Annotated in this window: 16 protein-coding genes and 1 tRNA gene; 13 read left to right on the plus strand and 4 right to left on the minus strand. The window is 68.2% G+C overall.

The window, feature by feature from the left end:
• Positions 1–52: 52 nt before the first annotated feature.
• Both ACEQZY_RS03100 and ACEQZY_RS03105 read left to right on the plus strand, forming a co-directional pair.
• The gene (locus tag ACEQZY_RS03100; protein WP_341703468.1) at positions 53–1,570 is read left to right on the plus strand and encodes a malonyl-CoA synthase; all 1,518 of its coding nucleotides are present in this window, start codon (positions 53–55) and stop codon (positions 1,568–1,570) included.
• A 106-nt stretch (positions 1,571–1,676) separates the two neighbouring features.
• Positions 1,677–3,419 carry a diguanylate cyclase gene (locus ACEQZY_RS03105; RefSeq protein WP_372530173.1) on the plus strand — a complete coding sequence of 581 codons (1,743 nt, stop codon included), beginning with the start codon at positions 1,677–1,679 and terminating at the stop codon, positions 3,417–3,419.
• A gap of 354 nt (positions 3,420–3,773) precedes the next feature.
• Here ACEQZY_RS03105 and ACEQZY_RS03110 read toward each other — a convergent pair whose 3' ends face one another.
• On the minus strand, positions 3,774–4,583 hold the full coding sequence (locus ACEQZY_RS03110) for an IclR family transcriptional regulator (protein ID WP_370152184.1): 810 nt from the start codon (positions 4,581–4,583) through the stop codon (positions 3,774–3,776).
• A gap of 79 nt (positions 4,584–4,662) precedes the next feature.
• Between ACEQZY_RS03110 and ACEQZY_RS03115 the strand changes: the two genes are divergently transcribed.
• From ACEQZY_RS03115 to ACEQZY_RS03150, 8 genes are all read left to right on the plus strand, one after another.
• The gene (locus ACEQZY_RS03115; protein WP_341705704.1) at positions 4,663–5,295 is read left to right on the plus strand and encodes a nuclear transport factor 2 family protein; all 633 of its coding nucleotides are present in this window, start codon (positions 4,663–4,665) and stop codon (positions 5,293–5,295) included.
• Positions 5,296–5,332: 37 nt separating this feature from the next.
• Positions 5,333–6,397, plus strand: coding sequence for a maleylacetate reductase (locus ACEQZY_RS03120; protein ID WP_370152187.1), 1,065 nt, complete (start codon positions 5,333–5,335; stop codon positions 6,395–6,397).
• A 15-nt stretch (positions 6,398–6,412) separates the two neighbouring features.
• A complete protein-coding gene (locus ACEQZY_RS03125) occupies positions 6,413–7,279 on the plus strand; it encodes an intradiol ring-cleavage dioxygenase (RefSeq protein WP_370152190.1) in 867 nt (288 codons plus the stop codon).
• 97 nt (positions 7,280–7,376) lie between these two features.
• On the plus strand, positions 7,377–8,360 hold the full coding sequence (locus ACEQZY_RS03130) for a tripartite tricarboxylate transporter substrate binding protein (RefSeq protein ID WP_341705771.1): 984 nt from the start codon (positions 7,377–7,379) through the stop codon (positions 8,358–8,360).
• Positions 8,361–8,379: 19 nt separating this feature from the next.
• Positions 8,380–8,910, plus strand: a complete 531-nt coding sequence (locus ACEQZY_RS03135) for a tripartite tricarboxylate transporter TctB family protein (protein WP_370152193.1) — start codon at positions 8,380–8,382, stop codon at positions 8,908–8,910.
• The gene (locus ACEQZY_RS03140; RefSeq protein ID WP_370152196.1) at positions 8,907–10,415 is read left to right on the plus strand and encodes a tripartite tricarboxylate transporter permease; all 1,509 of its coding nucleotides are present in this window, start codon (positions 8,907–8,909) and stop codon (positions 10,413–10,415) included. Before ACEQZY_RS03135 ends, ACEQZY_RS03140 begins: the two co-directional genes overlap by 4 nt.
• Positions 10,416–10,451: 36 nt before the next feature.
• On the plus strand, positions 10,452–11,012 hold the full coding sequence (locus tag ACEQZY_RS03145) for an NADPH-dependent FMN reductase (RefSeq protein WP_370152199.1): 561 nt from the start codon (positions 10,452–10,454) through the stop codon (positions 11,010–11,012).
• 143 nt (positions 11,013–11,155) lie between these two features.
• Positions 11,156–12,760 carry a hypothetical protein gene (locus tag ACEQZY_RS03150; protein ID WP_370152201.1) on the plus strand — a complete coding sequence of 535 codons (1,605 nt, stop codon included), beginning with the start codon at positions 11,156–11,158 and terminating at the stop codon, positions 12,758–12,760.
• Positions 12,761–12,784: 24 nt separating this feature from the next.
• Here the strand turns inward: ACEQZY_RS03150 and ACEQZY_RS03155 are convergent.
• A tRNA-Ser gene (locus tag ACEQZY_RS03155) sits at positions 12,785–12,874 on the minus strand.
• Between the two features lie 267 nt (positions 12,875–13,141).
• Here ACEQZY_RS03155 and ACEQZY_RS03160 point away from each other — a divergent pair.
• Genes ACEQZY_RS03160 through mobA form a run of 3 tightly spaced genes read left to right on the plus strand, consistent with a single transcriptional unit; the run spans position 13,142 to position 15,243 of the window.
• The gene (locus ACEQZY_RS03160; protein WP_341702937.1) at positions 13,142–14,116 is read left to right on the plus strand and encodes an exopolyphosphatase; all 975 of its coding nucleotides are present in this window, start codon (positions 13,142–13,144) and stop codon (positions 14,114–14,116) included.
• A 48-nt stretch (positions 14,117–14,164) separates the two neighbouring features.
• Positions 14,165–14,596 carry a CBS domain-containing protein gene (locus tag ACEQZY_RS03165; RefSeq protein WP_341702938.1) on the plus strand — a complete coding sequence of 144 codons (432 nt, stop codon included), beginning with the start codon at positions 14,165–14,167 and terminating at the stop codon, positions 14,594–14,596.
• A gap of 20 nt (positions 14,597–14,616) precedes the next feature.
• Positions 14,617–15,243, plus strand: coding sequence for a molybdenum cofactor guanylyltransferase MobA (mobA, locus tag ACEQZY_RS03170; protein WP_370152205.1), 627 nt, complete (start codon positions 14,617–14,619; stop codon positions 15,241–15,243).
• Here the strand turns inward: mobA and ACEQZY_RS03175 are convergent.
• Both ACEQZY_RS03175 and ACEQZY_RS03180 read right to left on the minus strand, forming a co-directional pair.
• Positions 15,235–16,479 (minus strand): cation:proton antiporter, encoded by a 1,245-nt coding sequence (locus ACEQZY_RS03175; RefSeq protein ID WP_341702940.1) that lies wholly within the window; start codon positions 16,477–16,479, stop codon positions 15,235–15,237. The two genes, mobA and ACEQZY_RS03175, sit on opposite strands and share 9 nt — an antisense overlap.
• A gap of 143 nt (positions 16,480–16,622) precedes the next feature.
• A complete protein-coding gene (locus ACEQZY_RS03180) occupies positions 16,623–17,225 on the minus strand; it encodes a superoxide dismutase (protein WP_341702941.1) in 603 nt (200 codons plus the stop codon).
• Positions 17,226–17,431: the final 206 nt, after the last annotated feature.

A 17,431-nucleotide genomic window follows, 5' to 3' on the forward strand; every position in this document is an offset into this window, starting at 1 on the left:
GTCCCGGTTAATAGGCGGCAGAAATCCAGACCGAGGAAACGTCTCCGCCGCCATGTCCGACAGCCTCTACACCCTGATCCGTTCCCGTATCGCCGATCCCGGCCGCCGTTTCATCGAGACCGGCGAGGGGCGCGTCTTCACCTATGGCGATGCCTTCGCTCTGGCCGGGCGGTTTGCCAACACCCTGCAGGCCCTAGGGGTACAGCCGGGCGACCGTGTCGCCGTGCAGGTCGACAAATCGGCCGAGGCCCTGATCCTCTATCTTGGCGTGATCGCCGCCGGTGCTGTCTACCTGCCGCTGAATGCCGGCTACACGCTGACGGAGCTGGAATATTTCATCGGCGATGCCGAACCGCGCGTGGTGGTCTGCCGTCCCGCGGCCGAGAAGGAGCTGGCGCCGGTGGCGGCGAAGCTTGGCGTTGCCCACTGCCTGACGCTCGGCGGCAAGGGCGACGGCACGCTGATGGAGAAGGCTGCCGCGGCGGCGCCGGATTTCACCGCCGTGCCACGGGCGGCCACCGATCTGGCCGCCATTCTGTATACCTCGGGCACCACCGGCCGGTCCAAGGGCGCCATGCTCAGCCATGGCAATCTCGCCTCGAACGCGCTGACGCTGGTGGATTACTGGCGTTTCACGCGGGAGGACGTGCTGCTGCACGCGCTGCCGATCTTCCATACCCACGGGCTGTTCGTCGCCAGCAACATCGTGCTGCTGACCGGTGCCGCGATGATCTTTCTCAGCAAGTTCGATGCCGACGAGGTGATCCGCCAGCTGCCGCGCGCCACCAGCATGATGGGCGTGCCGACCTTCTATGTGCGGCTGCTGCAGCATCCGGCACTGACGAAGGACCTGGTGAAGCATATCCGCCTGTTCGTTTCCGGCTCGGCGCCCCTGCTGGCCGATACGCACCGGGACTGGGAGGCCCGCACCGGCCACCGCATCCTCGAGCGCTACGGCATGACCGAGACCAACATGAACACCTCCAATCCCTATGACGGCGAGCGCATCGCCGGCACGGTCGGATTCCCGCTGCCGGGAGTCAGCCTCAGGGTTACCGATCCCGAGACCGGCGCGGCGCTGCCGCAGGGCGAGATCGGCATGATCGAGGTGAAGGGGCCGAATGTCTTCGGCGGCTACTGGCGGATGCCGGAGAAGACGGCGGCCGAATTCCGCGCCGACGGCTTTTTCATCACCGGCGATCTCGGCAAGGTCGACGAGGGCGGCTATGTCCATATCGTCGGTCGCGGCAAGGACCTGATCATCTCCGGCGGCTACAATGTCTATCCGAAGGAGATCGAGACGGAGATCGATGGACTGCCCGGCGTGGTGGAATCCGCCGTGATCGGCGTGGCGCATCCGGATTTCGGCGAGGGCGTCACCGCCGTGGTGGTGCTGGGCAAGGGGGCCTCGCTCGACGAGGCCGGCGTGCTGAAGGCGCTGGATGGCCGCCTGGCCAAGTTCAAGCTGCCCAAGCGGGTCTTCTTCGTCGAGGACCTGCCGCGCAACACCATGGGCAAGGTGCAGAAGAACCTGCTGCGCGACCAGTACAAGGACCTCTATACCGCCTGACGCGCGATGAAGTGACCGCGGACGCCACCGGCGGGTGATTGCCCCGGGCGGGAAAAAGCGGCAAATACCCCGTATCAGCCTGGAGGGCGAGGTACACCTGATGCGGATGGACCGGATTTCCGTCTCTGACCGATTGTCGCTGCGCGCGCAGATCGCCCTTGCCACCATGATTCTCTGCGTGCTGCTGGTGGCGGCCGGTTCGCTGGCGGCGGCGCTGATCGGGCAGCGCAAGACCGGCGAGCTGATCGGCCGCGAGCTGGCCGAACTGGCCGCCTCCATGGCCGACCGGCTCGACCGCGGCATGTTCGAGCGCTACCGCGAGATCGGCATCATCGCCGATCTGGAAACCCTGCAGCCGGTCTGGCAGACCGAGCCGGCGGTGCTGCGGCGGACCCTCGAGCATCTGCAGGCGAGCTTTCCCGACTATGCCTGGATCGGCTTTGCCGATGCCGACGGCACCGTGCGCGCCGCCACCCGCGGCATGCTGGACGGCGCCTCGGTGGCAAAGCGGCCGTGGTTCGCCTCGGGCCTGGCCGGCCCCTTCATCGGCGACGTGCACGAGGCTGTGCTGCTGGCCGGCCTGCTGGGGCCGCGCACCGGCCGCGAGCCGTTCCGCTTCGTCGATGTCGCCTATCCGGTGCATGGCGCGGACGGGGCGGTGATCGGCGTGCTGGGCGCGCATCTCAGCTGGGACTGGGCGGAGGAAACCCGCCGCGCGGTGCTGGCGGTGAACGAGCATTTCACCGGCGCCGAGATCCTGGTGCTGGACAGCGAGGGCCGCGTGCTGCTCGGCCCCAATACCGGCGCGCGCCTGCTGGATGCCGCGCAGCTGGCGCGGGTGCAGGCGCAGCCGGGCGGCATGGGGCTGCTGGAGGGACAGCAGGCGGGCTGGCTGACCGGCTATGCCGTTGCCGGCGGGTACCGCAGCTATCCCGGCCTCGGCTGGATCGTGCTGGCGCGCCAGCCGGCCGCCATCGCCAGCCAGCCAGTGCGCGATCTGGCGCAGGCGATCCTGCTGGTCGGCTTCGGCCTCAGCCTGCTCGGCGGCCTGGCGGCCTGGATCCTCGCCGGCCGCCTGACCCGGCCGGTGCGGCAGCTGACCGCCGAGGCCGAGCGGATCGGCCGCGACGACCATGTGCATACCCTGCCGCGGCTGGGCGGCGCGCGCGAGGTGGTGCTGCTGTCGCGGGCCCTGCGCTCGCTGCTGCGTCGCCTCGGCCTGGCCGAGGAGAAGCTGCAGGAGGCGGAACGCGAGATCGACCACCAGGCCGAGGAAACCCGCGAATTGTCGGCCGATCTCGAACGGCTGCGCCGCCTGGCCGAGACCGATCCGCTGACCGGGCTGCTCAACCGCCGTGCCTTCCTCGATGCCGCCGCCCGCCAAGTTGCCTATGCCCGGCGCTATGACCGGGCGCTGGCGGTGGTGGTGGCCGATATCGACCATTTCAAGGCGGTCAACGATCGCCATGGGCACGCCGCCGGCGACGTGGCGATCCGCGCGGTGGCCGGCCGGCTGCAGCAGGCGGCACGCGACAGCGACCTGGTGGCGCGGTTCGGCGGCGAGGAATTCGTCGTGCTGCTGATGGAAAGCGACATCGCCGCCGCGGTTTCCTACGCCGAGCGGGTGCGCGGCGCGATCGGCGCCAGCCCGGTCGATCTCGGCACGGATGGCAACGGCCGGGCGGCGGCGGTGACGCTGACCGTCAGCCTCGGCTGCACCGTGCTGGGCCAGGACGACCGCGACGTGCAGGATGCCATCGACCGGGCCGACGGCGCGCTCTATGCCGCCAAGGCGGCCGGCCGCAACCGGGTGCGGATCTCGGTCGCCGAACGCAACGCGGCGGAATAGGACGGCCCCGGAGGGTTTCCTGTGGCCCGGTCCGGTTCATCTGGGGCCGGTTCATCTGGGGCCGGCTCATCTGGGTCCGGTCCGGTTCGTCGCGGTTCGCGACGGTTCATTTCGGTTCGTCGCGGTTCGTCTCGGCTCCTTTCCGGTTCGTGGCGGTTCGTTTCAGCCTGTGGCGGGCTCGCGGGCCCCGGTTCGCGGGGGTGGCCCGGGCCCGGAGCCGGATGAATACATGGGTACCCATCTGTCTGCTGACGACAGGGCATTCATCAATACGGATGAACATATATAGAATTCAGAGGTAAAAAATCAAGGTGCCGCCGTCTCTCAGCCGGCCCGCTTTCAGCCGGCCTGTTTTCAGCCAGCCAGCCCGGCCTGTTCGATGGCCTCGCCGAGCAGCCCGGCGGAAATGCGCAGGCGCTGGCGGAACAGGGCGGCATTCTGCCGGCTGTAGCGCACGGTGGGCACGGCCAGGTTCACCGTGCCGGCCAGCCGGCCGCCGGCCAGCACCGCGGTGGCGATGCCGATGATGCCCGGCGTGAATTCCTCCCGCGCATAGGCAAAGCCTTCCTCGCGGGCGGTGCGCACCTGCTCCCAGACCTGCTTCGCCGAAGACAGGGTCTGCGGCGTGATTTTCTCGAAACTGGTGCGGGCGAGATAGGCGCGCACCTCGGCATCGGGCATATGCGCCAGCACGATCTTGCCCGACGAGATCGCATAGAGCGGCGCCTTCTCGCCGACCCGCATGGTATAGGCCAGTGCCTGGCCGCCGGTGCGGGTGGCAATCGCGGTGACGAAATCGCCGTCGCGCAGGTAGAAGCCGGCGGTCTCGTTGGTCTCCTGGCTCAGTTTCTCCACCAGCGGCAGCACCACGGCCGGCAGCTGCGGTGCCGGCCGGCCGCGTGCCAGGTCGGCGATGCGCGGGCCGGGCAGATAGCGCTGCGTGGCCGCGTCCTGTTCGAGATAGCCGCGGGCCATCAGGTTGCCGAGCAGCTGGAACAGGCTGCTGCGCGGAATGTCGAGATCGTCCATCAGCTGCGAGAAGGATATCCGTCCCGGTGCCATGCTGACCGCCTCGAGAATATCGAGCACGCGGTCTGCCGATTTGACGGTGGCGGCCGATCGGGCGGCGGCCGGCTTGACAGGCGTCGGGTTCTTCTGTCTCATATTATGAACCAGTTTACATATGTGAACTGCCCGAGTCAAGAGCGGCTCACGTCAAATCATACGTGCCGGGAGGGCAAAAATGAATCCGGATCGGGAAGACCAGCTGGCCATCCGCGAGCTGCTGCAGAACTGGGTGGTCTGGCGCGATGCCGGCGACTGGGAGCGTTTCCGCGGCGTCTGGCACGATGACGGCTGGATGATGGCCACCTGGTTCCAGGGGCCGGCGCCCGATTTCATCCGCGTCAGCCAGGAGGGCTGGGCCAAGGGGGTCAGCATCCTGCATTTCCTCGGCGGCATCGCCGTCGACATTGCCGGCAACCGTGCGATCAGCCAGACCAAGATGACCATCTCGCAGCGCGCCAGCGTGCATGGCGTGGCCTGCGACGTGGTCTGTACTGGCCGTTTCTACGATTTCCTGGAGAAGCGCGACGGCCGCTGGGGCATCGTCGTGCGCCAGCCGATCTACGAAAAGGACCGGATCGATCCGATCGATCCGCGCGAGGCACCGGCGCTGGACCGGGCCAAGCTGGCCGTGCTGCCGGAAGGCTACCGCCATCTGGCCTATATCCAGGAAGAGATCGGCTACAAGGTGAAGCGCGACATGCCGGGGCTGAAGGGCCGCGAGGTCGAGGCGCTGTATCGCCGCGGGGCCGGCTGGCTGAAGGGCGAGGCGGTCACGCCGCAGATGTTCCTCGCGCCGCTGGCCGCCTGAGGCGGCCGGCTGCCGCCATGGCCGCGTGATGGCCGCGATGCAGGATTTCATCTATGCCAGCCTGCCGCAGCGCGTGCGCTTCGGTCGCGGCACGCTGGCCGGGCTGGGCGACGAGCTGGAGCGGATCGGCAGCCGCCGTGCACTGCTGCTGACCACGCCGGAGCAGGCGGGGCTGGCTGCTGCCGTGCGCGACGCGGCCGGCGGCCGCATCGCCGGGCATTTCGCCGGCGCCGCCATGCATACGCCGGTGGCGGTGAGCGCGGCGGCGCTGGCCGAGCTGCGCCGGCTGGACGCCGATGCGCTGGTTTCGGCCGGCGGCGGTTCCACCACCGGGCTGGGCAAGGCGCTGGCCCTGCGCAGCGGCCTGCCACAGGTGGCGGTTCCCACCACCTATGCCGGTTCGGAGATGACGCCGATCCTGGGCGAGACGGCGGAGGGCCGCAAGACGACGCAGCGCGATCCCCGGCTGCTGCCCGGCACGGTGATCTACGATGTCGATCTCACGCTCAGCCTGCCGCCCGGCCTGTCGGCGGTCAGCGGCATGAATGCCATGGCCCATGCGGTGGAGGCATTGTATGCCGCCGATACCAATCCGGTGATCGACCTGATGGCGGAGGAATCCGTGCGCGCACTGGCGGCCGGCCTACCGGCGGTTATTGCCGATCCGCAGGATGGCGCCGCGCGCTGGCAGGCGCTGCACGGCGCCTGGCTGGCCGGCATCTGTCTCGGCAATGTCGGCATGGCGCTGCATCACAAGCTGTGCCATGTGCTGGGCGGCAGTTTCGACCTGCCCCATGCCGAAACCCATTGCGTGGTGCTGCCCTATGCGCTGGCCTGCAACGCGCCGGCCGTGCCGCAGGCGATGCAGCGGCTGGGCCGGGCGCTCGATGCGGCGGATGCCGCGCAGGCGCTGTGGCAGCTGGGCAGCCGGCTCGGCGCGCCGCGCGGCCTGGCCGCACTCGGCCTGCCGGAAAGCGCGCTGGAACGCGCGGCCGACATCGCCGCGGAGAATCCCTACCGGAATCCGCGGCCGCTGGACCGGCCGCTGCTGCTGGCCCTGCTGCGGCAGGCCCATGCCGGCGACCCGCCGCGGCCCATGTGACATGCGAGGAAGACGATGACCATCGAGAACAGCATCACCGAAGCCGCGCGTGCGCGCGTGGCGCAGGCCGCCGACGACCGCATCCGCCAGATCAGCGATGCCCTGGTGCGGCATCTGCATGCCTTCATCCGCGAGGTCGAGCCGAGCCAGGCCGAATGGAAGGCGGGCATCGATTTCCTGACCCGCACCGGACATATGTGCGACAATCTCCGCCAGGAATTCATCCTGCTGTCGGACGTGCTCGGCGTGTCGATGCTGGTCGATGCGATCAATCACCGGCAGGATCGCGGGGCCACCCAGTCGACGGTGCTGGGGCCTTTCTATGTCGACAATCCGCCGGAAATGCCGGCCGGTGCCGATATTGCCGCCGGCCTGCCCGGGGCGCCGCTGCTGGTCGAGGGGCGGGTGACCGATGCGGCCGGCAATGCCCTGGCCGGCGCCATCGTCGATACCTGGCAGGCCGATGAAGCCGGCTTCTACGACGTGCAGCAGCTCGACAGGCTCGGCGGTCTCAGCGGCCGGGCGCGGTTCCGCACCGATGCCGAGGGCCGTTTCCATTTCTGGACGGTGAAGCCGTCTTCCTATCCGATTCCCGATGACGGCCCGGTCGGCGACCTGCTGAAGGCGCAGGGCCGGCATCCGTGGCGGCCGGCGCATGTGCATTTCATGATCGCGGCACCCGGTCATGCGACGCTGGTCACCCATGTCTTCGAGGCCGGCGACCGCTATCTCGACAGCGACGTGGTGTTCGGCGTGAAGCCGCAGCTGATCGCACGGATCGAGCATTGCCCGGCCGGAGATGCACCGGACGGTCGTGCGATGGCACAGCCCTATCACCGCCTGCGCTACGACTTCGCGCTGGCACCGGAGAAAGGTGATTGACAGGCCGCAGGCCATCGGCGAAAGTTCATCTATAAGAACAAGTTCACATATATGAACCAAGCGGGCAGCCAGTCCGCAGGTCCGGGAGGAGGACATCATGAGCAAGCAGGCTTTCGCATCTCTGGCCATCGGCATGGCCGTTTCCGCCGCCACCGTGCTGGCGGCGCAGCCGGCCGTTGCCGACGAATGGCCGTCGCGGCCGGTCCGCATGGTGGTCGGCTTCGGCGCCGGCGGCGGCACCGACATCATCGCCCGCATCGTCGCCCAGCCGCTGTCGGAAGCGCTGGGCCAGCCGGTGGTGGTCGAGAACAAGCCGGGCGCCGGCGGCACCATCGGTGCCGACACCGTCGCCAAGGCCGAAAAGGACGGTTATTCGATCTTCATGATGAATAACGGCCATGCCGTTTCGGCCAACCTCTACAAGAAGCTGCCCTTCGATGCCGAGAAGGATTTCGCGCCGGTTTCGCTGGTGGCCACCATGCCGCTGGTGATCGCCGTCAACAACGACCTGAAGGCAGGCAACCTGAAGGAACTGGTCGCGCTGGCCAAGGCTGAGCCCAACAAGGTGCGCTTCGCCAGCGTCGGCGTCGGCAGCACCCAGCATTTCGTCGGCACCGTGTTCCGCATGATGGCCGGCATCCAGCTGCGCCATGTGCCCTACAAGGGTACGCCGGCGGCGGTGGCGGCGACCCGCAGCGGCGAGGTCGAGATGCTGGTCGAGGTCGCCTCGCCGGTGATCGGCCAGATCAGGGGCGGCGAGCTGAAGGCGCTGGCGGTCACCTCGGCCGAGCGCTATCCGGTGCTGCCCGATGTGCCGACCGTGGCCGAGGCCGGCCTCAAGGGCTTCGACATCTCCACCTGGTATGGCCTGGCTTTCCCGGCCGGCACGCCGGCGGCCATCGTCACCAAGATGAACCAGGCCATTCACAAGGCGCTGGCGCAGGACAGCGTGCGCAAGCAGATCCTCGATGCCGCCTTCATCCCGGCGACCAACACGCCGCAGGCCTTCACCGCCCATCTTGCCTCCGAAATCAAGCGCTGGGGCGGCGTGATGAAGGATGCCGAGGTCCAGCAGCAGTAAGCGGACCGGGAGAGGGATGATGACGCGGGATGCCTGCGCCGGCCTGTTTGTTGCCTGTTTCGGCGCGGGCATCCTTGCCCTGACCTGGTCCTATCCCTCCGGCAACCCGTCGGAGATCGGGCCGGGCCTGGTGATGCAGGCGGGCGGCGGCGCCATGCTGCTGCTCGGGCTGCTGCAGGCCGGCCTTGCCCGCCGGCGGCAGAGCCTGTCCGCCGCGCCGGATGGGCGGGTGCCGCCTGCCGCGCAGGAAGCGCGGGTGCCACCTGCCGCGCAGGAAGCGCGGGTGCCGGATGCACCGCTGCCGGCCTTCCGCAGCTGGCGGCCCTTCGTGATCCCGGCATCGATGGCGCTGTTCGCCCTGCTGCTGCAGGCGGGCGGGCTGGCCCTCACCGCTGCCGTCGCCACCTTCACCGCCACCTACGGCCTGCGCAGCCTGACCCTGCGCAGCCGCATCCTCTGCGCCATCGGGCTGTCCGCCTTCGTCACCCTGCTGTTCGGCTACGGGCTGCGTATCCAGATGCCCATCTGGCCGGGATTGTTCATGCCATGATCCAGTCGCTGGAGTATTTCCTGTCCGGCCTCGGCGTCGCGCTGGAGCCGACCAACCTGCTGTTCTGTTTCTTCGGCGTGCTGTGCGGCACGCTGATCGGTGTTCTGCCCGGCATCGGCCCGGTGGCGACCATCGCCATGCTGCTGCCGGTGACCTTCTACCTGACCCCGGTGGCTGCCCTGATCATGCTGGCCGGCATCTATTACGGCTCGCAGTATGGCGGCTCGACCACCTCGATCCTGATGCGGGTGCCGGGCGAATCCGCCTCGGTGGTCACCTGCCTCGATGGCTACGAGATGGCGCGCCGCGGCCGGGCCGGCTCGGCGCTGGCCATCGCCGCGCTGGGCAGTTTCTTCGCCGGCATCGTCGGCACCATGCTGAACGTGCTGTTCGGGCCGGAATTCGCCAGGATCGCGCTGTCCTTCGGCTCGGCCGAGTATTTCGGCCTGATGGTGCTGGGCCTGTCGGTGTCGATCGTGATGTCGCATGGCTCGATGATCGGCGCGCTGGGCATGGTCTGCCTCGGCCTGCTGCTGGGCAGCGTCGGCCGCGACATCAATACCGGTTTCCCGCGCCTGACCTTCGACCTGCCGGAACTGTCGGACGGCATCGGCTTCGTGCCGCTGGCGGTCGGCCTGTTCGGCATCGCGGAAGTCATGCGCAACCTCGATGCCGGCGAGGCCTTCACCGGCATGGTGCAGAAGGTCGGCCGCCTGTGGCCCTCGCGCGAGGAGGGTCGCCGTGCGACGCCGGCGGTGCTGCGCGGCACGCTGCTGGGCACGCTGCTCGGCATCCTGCCCGGCGGCGGCTCGATCCTGGCCTCCTTCACGTCCTACGGCCTCGAGAAGCGGCTGTCGCGGCGGCCGCAGGAATTCGGCAACGGCGCGGTCGAGGGTCTGGCCGGGCCGGAATCGGCCAACAATGCCGCCGCCCAGGCCTCGTTCATCCCGCTGCTGACGCTGGGCATCCCGCCCAATGCGGTGCTGGCTTTGCTGGTCGGCGGCATGATGATCCACGGCATCGCGCCGGGTCCGACGGTGATGACCGAACAGCCGGCGCTGTTCTGGGGCCTGATCGCCAGCATGCTGATCGGCAATATCATGCTGGTGATCATCAACCTGCCGCTGGTGGGCATCTGGGTGCAGTTCCTGAAGATCCCCTACCGCTTCATGTTCCCGGCGATCTTCCTGTTCTGCTGCATCGGCGTCTACGGCGTGAACAGCAGCAGCTTCGAGGTGCTGCTGGCGGTCGGTTTCGGCCTGCTCGGCTTCCTGCTCTCGAAACTGGGGCTGGAGGCGGCGCCGCTGGTGCTGGGCTTCGTGCTCGGGCCGCTGATCGAGGATCACCTGCGGCGGGCGCTGACGCTGTCGGACGGCGATCCGACGGTCTTTGCCACCCGGCCGGTGGCGGCGGTCCTGCTGCTGCTGGCGGTGCTGGCGCCCTGTCTGGTGCTGCTGCCGCAATTCGGCCGCCGCCGCCGCGAGATTTTCCAGGAAGAGGCCTGAGGCCCGCCTGGCCAACCCCGGACCGGAGATGATTCCATGACCACGACCGATATCCGCGTCGCCGCCCTGTGCGGCAGCCTGCGCAAGGATTCGTACAATGCCGCCGCGCTGCGTGCCGCCATCGAGCTGGCACCGGCGGGCATGACGATCCGGCCGGCGCCGGTGGGCGACCTGCCGCTGTATAACGACGACATCCGCCAGGCCGGCTATCCCGAGCCGGTGGCCCGGCTGCGCCAGGCGCTGGGCGAGGCCGATGCCGTGCTGTTCGTGACCCCGGAATACAATTTCTCGATACCGGGTGTGCTCAAGAACGCCATCGACTGGGCCTCGCGGCCGCCGAGCCAGCCGTTCGACGGCAAGCCGGTGGCGATCATGGGCGCGGCAACCGGCGTGATCGGCACCGCGCGGGCGCAGTATCACCTGCGGCAGATGATGGTGTTCCTGAACGCCTTCCCGGTGAACAAGCCGGAAGTCTTCATCGGCCAGGCGGCGTCGAAATTCGATGCCGGCGGCAATCTGACCGACCAGCCGACCCGCGACATCATCGCCCAGCTGCTGGCCGCCCTGCAGGCCTGGACCCTGAAGCTGCGCGGCTGAACCCGCCATGTGAGCCGGGCGGGGCGCCCTTGCCGCGAATCCGGCCGCCGGAGTAGATTGCGTTCCGTCGCAGGCATTGACGGTTGCGGGCCCGGGTGAGCGCTTTCGAACCTTTGGAACATGGCGGTCGCCCCGCTGCGGACATGACGTCCGGGGCAGACCTGCTGCCGCGCGGACTGCTGCCCGGGTTGACCCGCAGGCTGTCGCGCAGCCAGCTCCTGCAGGCCGTGGCGCTGCTGCTGCCGGCCTGCTGGGCCCTCGGCTACCTCCAGCCGCCGCTCAATCACGATGCCGCCCTGATCCTGGACGTCGCCGGCCGCTGGCTGGACGGGGCCCGGCTCTATGTCGACGTGATCGACATCAACCCGCCGCTGGTCTTCCTGCTGGCGGCACTGCCCGAAATGCTGGCCCGGCATTTCGCCGCCGTCGACGGCCCGACGGCATTTGTCCTCATGGTTCTCGGCCTTGCCGGTGGCGCCCTGTTGCTGGCCCACAGGGTCATCACGCTGGCCGGCAGCGGCTTCGGCCCGGTGTCGCGGTTCCTGCTGCCGCCGCTGCTGGCCTTTCTGCTGCTCGTCTATCCCGACGACATGTTCGGCCAGCGCGAGCACATCATGCTGATCGCCAGCATGCCGTATCTGCTGGCGGCGGTCCCGCGGGCCGGGGGGCAGCGTCTGCCGGACGGCCTGCTGTGGACGATCATGGCCGCGGCCGGTATCGGCTTTGCCCTGAAGCCGCATTTCCTGCTGGCGCTCGCCCTGGTCGAGGTCTGCCTGATGGCATTGCGGCGCCAGCCGGGCCTGCGCGATCCGGCACTGTGGTGGCTGGCGGCGGGCCCGGCCCTGCAGGGTTTCCTGATGATTGCCGTGATGCCGGAATACCTGGCCGAGATCGTGCCGATGGCATTCCGGCAATATGCCGAGCAGGGCGAGGCGATGTGGGCGGTGGCGACCGGCGGCCTGATCGGACCGGTGCTGGCGGTCAGTCTGCCGCTGGCCGGGATCGCCGTCGCCCTGCGCGGCCTGCAGCTGCAGCGGCTGGTGGTCCTCTATGTGCTCGGCAGTGCGGTCGCGGCGGTGGTGCAGGCCAAGGGCTGGTCGTACCAGAGCCTGCCGGCCACCGCGGGCTGCCTGCTGCTGGTGTTCAGCACCCTGGCCGGCGTGATCGACCGCTACCTGCCCCGCCGCACCGCCGCCGCCGGCGCGCCGGCCATCGCCGGCCTGCTGCTGCTGACCTGCTATTTCCATGGTGCCACGCTCGGCCTGCCGTTCCAGCCGCAGCGCGGGTTTGCCACCAGCGATACCCGCCGGCTGCTCGACGTGGTGCAGCGTCACGCCTTCGACGGCCGCGTGATGATCGTCTCGCCCGGCGTGCTGCCGCATTTCCCGATGGTGAACTATGCCCGTGTCCGGCTGACCGGGCGTTTCGAGAGCATGTGGCTGCTGCAGGGAATCTACGGCGATTGCGGCCGGCCGGCGCCCTACAACCCGCCGGCCCGGATGTCGGCGGACGAGCGGCGCATTTTCGACGGCCTGTCCGCCGATTTTGCGCATGACCGGCCGTCGCTGGTGATCATCGACACGGATGCCGGCATTCCGGCCTGCGGCGGTCCGGCTTTCGACTATCTCGAATATTTCGGCCGCAATTCGGTTTTTGCGGCGACGCTGGACGAGTATGAGGAAATCACGGCCTTCGGCCGTTACCGTATCTTCCAGCGCACGACCGGGACGGACCCGGAGGAACTGTAGCGCCGGCCATTCTTTCTGGAAGGATGGCGGAGAGGGTGGGATTCGAACCCACGGTACCCGCAAAGGCACAACGGTTTTCGAGACCGCCCCGATCGACCACTCTGGCACCTCTCCGCAGGGGTCCGGCAGGGAACGGATGTCCCGGCCGGGGGTCGAAAGCGGCGCGGACCTTAACCGAAGCAGCCCCGACCCGCAAGCCTTGCGCGGCGTCTGCCGGTCCTGCCGGGCCACGGGGATTGGCCTTCGGAGTCAGCCGCTTATCCGCAGCCGCCGGCCGGGCGTGACAGGGCCGCCGGGGCCGGCGGCGGGGCTTGTCTTCGCCCCGGCCTTGGCGGAGACTTGGGGCAGGATTGAGTCCACGGCATTCGCCTGGGAGGCCAGATGGGCAGCGGCCGGTACCGCCTCGTCACACGCAGCGATTTTGATGGCCTGGCCAGTGCCGTGCTGCTGCGCGAGATGGACCTGATCGACGAGATCCGCTTCGCCCATCCGAAGGACATGCAGGACGGCGCCGTCGAGATCGGCCCGCGCGACATCATCACCAACCTGCCCTATGTGCCGGGCTGCCACCTGTGTTTCGACCATCATCTGAGCGAGGAAATCCGCGCCGGCGCCCCGGTGCCGGCGGATGCCCGCAATGGCGGGGCGCGGAACGGGCGGCCGGCCAACCACATCATCCGCGCCGGCGCCGATTCCGCTGCCCGCGTCGTGTGGGACCATTTCGGCGGCCACGAGCGGTTCCCGCGCCGGTTCGATGCGCTGATGTCGGCGGTCGACAAGGCGGATTCGGCGCATTTCACCGTCGAGGAGGTGCTCGATCCCACCGGCTGGGTGCTGCTGGCCTTCCTGATGGATGCCCGCACCGGCCTGGGCCGGTTCCGCGATTTCCGCATTTCCAACTACCAGCTGATGCAGGACCTGGTCGAACTCAGCCGCGAGGGCGATGTCGGCAAGGTGCTGGCGCATCCGGATGTGCGCGAGCGGGCCGACCTGTATTTCGAACAGGCCGAACGCTTCCGCGACCAGCTGCGCCGCTGCGGCAGCGTGATGGGCAATGTCGTCGTGCTCGACCTGCGCGGCGAGGAGCCGATCTGGGCCGGCAACCGCTTCCTGGTCTATGCGCTGTATCTGCGCTGCAACATCTCGGTGCATGTGCTGTGGGGCGTGAACCGGCGCAATACCGTGCTGGCGGTTGGCAAGACCATCTTCGGCCGGGCGCCCGGGATCGAGGTCGGCCCGCTGCTGCTGCATTACGGCGGCGGCGGCCATGCCGGCGCCGGCACCTGCCAGGTCCCCAACGACCAGGCCGAACGGGTTCTGGCCGAAATCGTGCAGGCTCTGCGGGAGGATTTGTAGTGCCCGAATGACAACGCCCGGTACGGGCGGCAAACGGAGGAAGCGGCCATGAATGTTGCAGCCATACTCAGGGAAAAAAGGGGTGGCGTGATCGGCGCCAAGCCCGGGGACAGCGTCGAGGCGGTCTGCCAGCTGCTGGCGGACAAGGGCATCGGTGCCGTGCTGGTGCTCAGGCCGGATGGCAGTATCGGCGGCATCGTTTCCGAGCGCGACATCGTGCGCGGCCTGGCGATGATCGGCACCGACCTGCTGCAGCAGAGCGTCGACAGCATCATGACCAAGACGGTGATGGTCTGCTCCAGCCACGACACCATCGAGGATATCATGCATCTGATGACCAAGCGGCGCATCCGCCACCTGCCGGTGGTCGATGACGGCAAGCTGACCGGCATGATCTCGATCGGCGACGTGGTGAAGAAGCGCATTGCCGATACCGAGATGGAGGCCGAGGCCCTGCGGCAATATATCGCCACCGGCTGAGAAAGCCCCTATACAGGGGCATGGCGGAACAGACGCGCGGCGCAATTCTCGGCATCATCCTGGCTGGCGGGCAGGGCCGGCGCATGGGTGGCGACAAGCCGCTGCAGGAACTGGCCGGCCGGCCGCTGCTGGCTCATGTGGCGGCCCGGCTGGCGCCCCAGGTCGATGCCGTCATCCTCAATGCCAATGACGACCCGGCCCGCTATGCCGCCTTCGGCCTGCCGGTGGCGGCGGATCCGGTTCCGGATTTCGCCGGGCCGCTGGCCGGCATCCTTGCCGGCATGGACTGGGCGCGGGCGAACCGGCCGGAAACGGTCGCGCTGCTCAGCGTGCCGGCCGATGCGCCGTTCCTGCCGCGGGATCTGGCGGTGCGGATGATGGCGGCGCGCGACCGGGCCGGTGCGGAGATCGCCTGCGCGGCTTCCGGCGGGCAGCTGCATCCGGTGGTGGGCCTGTGGCCGCTGGCCCTGCGTGACGACCTGCGGCATGCCCTGATCGCAGACGGCGTCCGCCGCATGACCGATTACACGGCGCGCCACCATATGGCACAGGCCGCATTCGGCACCGATCCGGTCGACCCCTTCTTCAACGTGAACACGCCCGCCGATCTTGCGGCGGCAGAGGCGCTGGCCGCAGCGTCAATCTGACGGCAGGTCGCGGGCGCCGAGGCGGCGCAGCAGGTCGGGCCGCGCCAGCAGCCAGGCCTCGACCGGGCGCAGCAGCCGGAACAGCAGCGGATTGAGGGCGATCGAGAGCAGGGCGCCGGCCAGCACGAGGTCGCGGCCCTCCTCGGGCAGCAGGCCGTAGGAGACGCCGAGGCCGGCCAGGATGAACGAAAACTCGCCGATCTGCGCCAGGCTGGCCGAGACGGTCAGTGCCGTGGTCAGCGGATGCCGGAAGGCCAGCACGATCAGGAAGGCGGCCAGCGATTTGCCGCCGATGATGATCAGCAGGACGGCGAGCAGCGGCAGCGGTGCCTGGGTGACGATAGCGGGATCGAACAGCATGCCGACCGAGACGAAGAACAGCACCGCGAATGCGTCCTGGAAGGGCAGCGAGCGCTGGGCGGCATCGTGGCTGAGATCGGACTCGTTCATGATCATGCCGGCGAAGAAGGCGCCCAGTGCGAAGGAAACGTCGAACAGCGTGGCGGCCCCCCAGGCGATGCCGAGCGCGGCGGCAAGCACCGCCAGGGTGAACAGCTCGCGCGATCCTGTGGCATCCACCTTCGCCAGCAGCCACGGGATCACCCGTTTGCCGACCAGCAGGGCAAGGCCGGCAAAGGCCGCGACCTTGATGACGGTCAGGGCCAGATTCTGCAGCAGGTTGTCACCGGCATAGATCGAGGGGCGGCCGCCCAGCGTGTCGGCCAGCGGCGGCAGCAGAAGCAGGGCGAGGATCATGAAGATGTCCTCGACGATCAGCCAGCCGACCGCGATGCGGCTTTCCGGATTGCCAAGGTCGCCGCGCGCCTCCATGGCGCGCAGCAGCACCACGGTGCTGGCCACCGACAGCGACAGGCCGAAGATGATCCCGGCGCCGATGCCCCAGCCAAAGGCCTGGGCAACGCCGAAGCCGAGCAGGCTGGCCACCAGAATCTGGGCCAGCGCGCCGGGGATGGCGATCCAGCGCACCTGCATCAGATCGCGGGTCGAGAAATGCAGGCCGACGCCGAACATCAGCAGGATCACGCCCACCTCGGCCAGCTGCTGGGCCAACACGGTATCGGCAATATAGCCCGGGGTATGCGGGCCGACGGCAATGCCGGCCAGCAGGTAGCCGACCAGGGGCGACAGCCGGAACTGCCGGGCCACGAAGCCGAAGGCAAAGGCGATCACGAAGGCCATGGCCAGCATGGTGATCAGCGGCGTGTCGTGCGGCATTGCGACATGTTCCCTGCCGGCGACAGGTACCGGCGTGTTTCTTGTGGGGCCTTCCGCCTTACGCATCCGTTAATGCGCCGGCCCCGTCCTCATACAGAAAGGGCGGCAGATGCCCGCCGCCCTTTCGCATCCTGCAGCCAGGATCAGCCGAGGTTCTTTTCGGCGAATTCCCAGTTCAGCAGCTTGTCGATCACTGCATTGGCGTAATCCGGGCGACGGTTCTGCCAGTCGAGGTAATAGGCATGCTCCCACACGTCGATGGTCAGCAGCGGCTTGACGCCGTCGACGGTCAGCGGGGTTTCGGCATTCGGGGTCTTGCGGATGGTCAGCTTGCCGCCCTCAAGGCAGAGCCAGGCCCAGCCGGAGCCGAACTGGCCGACGCAGGCAGCGGCGAAATCGGCCTTGAACTTGTCGTAGTCGCCGAAGCTGTCCTTGATCAGGTCGGCCATCTTGCCGGTCGGCTTGCCGCCGCCATTGGGGCGCAGGCTGTCCCAGTAGAAATCATGGTTCCAGACCTGGGCGGCATTGTTGAAGATGCCGGCCTTGTCGGCCTTGCCGGCCACCGCCCTGATCACCTCGACCAGGCTCTTGTCCTTCAGCGGGTCGTTGGCCAGCAGATTGTTCAGGTTGTTGAGATAGGTGGTGTGATGCTTGCCGTAGTGGAAGCCGATCGTGCCGGCATTGACAACCGGGCTCAGGGCGTCGTCGGCATAGGGGAGGGGTTTCATGGTGAACGGGGCACTCATCAGGTAACACTCCTTTGTTTCGCGCTGTCTTCTCTGTTCTGATCTGCCAGTCTGGGCGCTGCCCTAAATAGGACATTGCCGGGGAAAGGAAAACCAAGCTGCACCAGCGACATGGCGATAATTTGACGATTCCCTGCGGAACCGTGAATGTTCCGGTCTTCGGCTAGTTTTCCTGTTCTGCCGCCATTATAATCAAAGCCTTGGCC

The sequence above is a fragment of the Ferrovibrio sp. genome (genome assembly GCF_964218355.1).
Classification (GTDB): Bacteria; Pseudomonadota; Alphaproteobacteria; order Ferrovibrionales; family Ferrovibrionaceae; genus Ferrovibrio.